This window comes from Egibacteraceae bacterium (genome assembly GCA_040905805.1).
Classification (GTDB): domain Bacteria; phylum Actinomycetota; class Nitriliruptoria; order Euzebyales; family Egibacteraceae; genus DATLGH01.
Genome location: JBBDQS010000152.1, coordinates 1 through 2,547, shown reverse-complemented (window position 1 = coordinate 2,547; position 2,547 = coordinate 1). Strand labels below are relative to the sequence as shown.

Here is a 2,547-nt window from a genome sequence, read left to right as displayed (position 1 = left end):
CCCCCCCCCCCCCCGACGGGGACTGCGGGACTGCGGGACTGCGGGTGTTGCTAGGCCGGGGCGGTCGTCGCCGTGGTCAGGCGCTGGAAGCCCAGGATCACCGCGGCGATCCCACCGAACAGGTGCAGGAAGTTGTCCGCGGCCACCGCGCTGTTGATGGAGATGAGCTGCAGGGCGCCGGTGCCGGCGAAACCGATGACCGCCGCCAGGATGAGGAAGAACCCGATGCCCGCGTTGATCCCCTGCGCGACGCTCTCGTCGGGCACGGCGTAGGCGGCCAGGAACAGCGCGCCGAGGGCGAGGTGGACGACGTTGTGGAAGGCGTTGACCTCGAAGATGATCAGGACCTCGTTGGTGTTGACCAGCCAGTCGTCGAAGCCGGTGACCGCGAAGCCGGCCAGGCCGACGATGACGTAGACGACGCCGAACAGCAGTGCGCCCTTGCGGGCGATGGACTTGTTCATCATGGTGAATTCCTCCCGGACCCCTCGGTTATCAGTTCTCGGTGCGTGATTCGGGCTCGGGCCGGCCGCGGATTGGTCGGGCCGACACCGGTGGTCGGCCGTACGCTGGGCAGTCGGCGCGCCGACCGCCGGCGCCGTCTGCGAGGAGCCCCGCGATGCGTGAAGCCGTGATCGTCGAAGCCGTCCGCTCCGCGGTCGGCAAACGTGCGGGGGCGCTGGCCGGCTGGCACCCCGCGGACCTGCTGGGCCACGTCCTCACCGGCCTCGTCGAGCGCGCCGGCATCGACCCCGGGCGCGTCGACGACGTCATCGGCGGGTGCGTCGACCAGGTCGGCGAGCAGGCGCTGAACGTCACCCGCAACGCCTGGCTCGGCGCGGGGTTGCCGGAGTCGGTGCCGGCCACCACGGTGGACCGCCAGTGCGGGTCGAGCCAACAGGCCGTGCACTTCGCCGCCCAGGGGGTGCTCGCGGGCGCCTACGACGTCGCGATCGCCTGTGGGGTCGAGTCCATGACCAGGGTGCCGATGCTGTCCAACACCATCGGCCAGAACCCGTTCGGGGAGCGGATGGCCGCCCGGTACGCGGGTGGGCTCGTCCCCCAGGGCATCTCCGCGGAGATGATCGCCGCCCGCTGGGGGGTCACCCGCGACGAGGCCGACCGGCTCGCGCTGACGTCGCACCGTCGTGCGGCAGCCACGGCGGCCGACGGGGGCTTCCGCCAGGAGATCCTGCCGGTCAAGGTCACCCGACCCGACGGCAGCGTCGCCGAGTTCGCCGACGACGAGGGCATCCGAGCGGACTCCACGCCCGAAGCGCTGGCCGGCCTGCGACCCGCCTTTCGCACCGACGACCTCGCCGCGGCCCACCCCGAGCTGTCGTGGGTGGTCACCGCGGGCAACGCCAGCCAGATCTCCGACGGGGCGGCGGCCCTGCTGGTGATGAGCCGGGAGGCGGCCGCCGAGCTCGGGCTGACCCCCCGGTGGCGGGTGCACAGCTTCGCGCTGGCCGCCACCGACCCCGTCCTGATGCTCACCGGGCCGATCCCGGCCACGGCCAGTGCCCTGGAGAAGGCCGGGCTCACGGTGGACGACATCGACCACTTCGAGATCAACGAGGCCTTCGCCACCGTCGTCGCGGCCTGGCTGCGCGAGACCGGCGCCGACCCCGACCGGGTCAACCCGCGGGGCGGGGCCATCGCCCTCGGCCACCCCCTCGGCGGGTCTGGGGCGCGCCTGTTCACCACGATGCTGCACGCCCTGGAGCAGACCGGTGGGCGCTACGGGCTGCAGGCGATGTGCGAGGGGGGCGGCCAGGCCAACGCCACCATCGTCGAGCGCCTCGGCTGACCGAGCCACTCGGCTTGGTGGCATGTCGGCCCGCCTCCCCGCGCTGACCCGCCCACCCTCCACGGTCCTCCGGCGGGCCGACTCGCCCCCACCTCGCACGGGGCTGTGCAGGATCGGGGCCTTCTGATGGTCCTGATCCTGAACGCACCGGTCGCAATGCTCGGCGGGTGCGAGCTTGTCGGGATCGGGGCCGCGGACGGTCCCGTCGGCTGTCGTGGGGCTATCCTGGGGGGGTGGTTGCCCTGTCGAAGCGGTTGTTCTGGCCCGCTGTGCTGGTCGGGCTGGGGCTGGTGGTGTTCGGGGTCGTGCGGCCGGTCGCCGTGTTCGCCCCCCTGCTCGGCCTCACCATCTGGCGGGTGGGCATCGCGTCGTTCGCGTCGCTGCGCCACGGGGCCGACCACATCCCGGACGGCCCGCCGAAGCCCGTCGACACCCGCTCGGAGCGCATCGTGTACGCCTGCGGCGGCTGCGGCGCCGAGGTGCTGCTGCTGGTGCGGGGGACCGAGTCGGCACCGCGCCACTGCGGCGAGCGGATGACCAGCCACCGCGAGGTGGCCGGCGACCTGCTCAGCTGACGCCCGGCGCGTCCCGTGGCCGCGCGGGCCGGACTATCCACAGCTGTGGACAGACCTGTGGAACAGATGACACCCACGGGATTCCCGAACGCCCGTTCACGTCCGGCGCACGGGCGCGGCGATGCCCACTCAGCATCCCATGGCGGTCGCTTCGCGCCCCCC

At 73.0% G+C, this 2,547-nt stretch carries 3 protein-coding genes; 2 read left to right on the top strand and 1 reads right to left on the bottom strand.

Annotation, left to right across the window (positions count from 1 at the left end; all coding sequences use genetic code 11):
- Positions 1 to 50: 50 nt before the first annotated feature.
- On the bottom strand, positions 51 to 467 hold the full coding sequence (locus WD250_16455; protein ID MEX2621810.1) for a DUF4383 domain-containing protein: 417 nt from the start codon (positions 465 to 467) through the stop codon (positions 51 to 53).
- A gap of 152 nt (positions 468 to 619) precedes the next feature.
- On the opposite strand from WD250_16455, the gene WD250_16450 reads away from it, so the two are divergent.
- The gene (locus WD250_16450; GenBank protein MEX2621809.1) at positions 620 to 1,810 is read left to right on the top strand and encodes a thiolase family protein; all 1,191 of its coding nucleotides are present in this window, start codon (positions 620 to 622) and stop codon (positions 1,808 to 1,810) included.
- Positions 1,811 to 2,043: 233 nt separating this feature from the next.
- On the top strand, positions 2,044 to 2,385 hold the full coding sequence (locus WD250_16445; protein ID MEX2621808.1) for a hypothetical protein: 342 nt from the start codon (positions 2,044 to 2,046) through the stop codon (positions 2,383 to 2,385).
- The last annotated feature ends 162 nt before the right edge of the window (positions 2,386 to 2,547 follow it).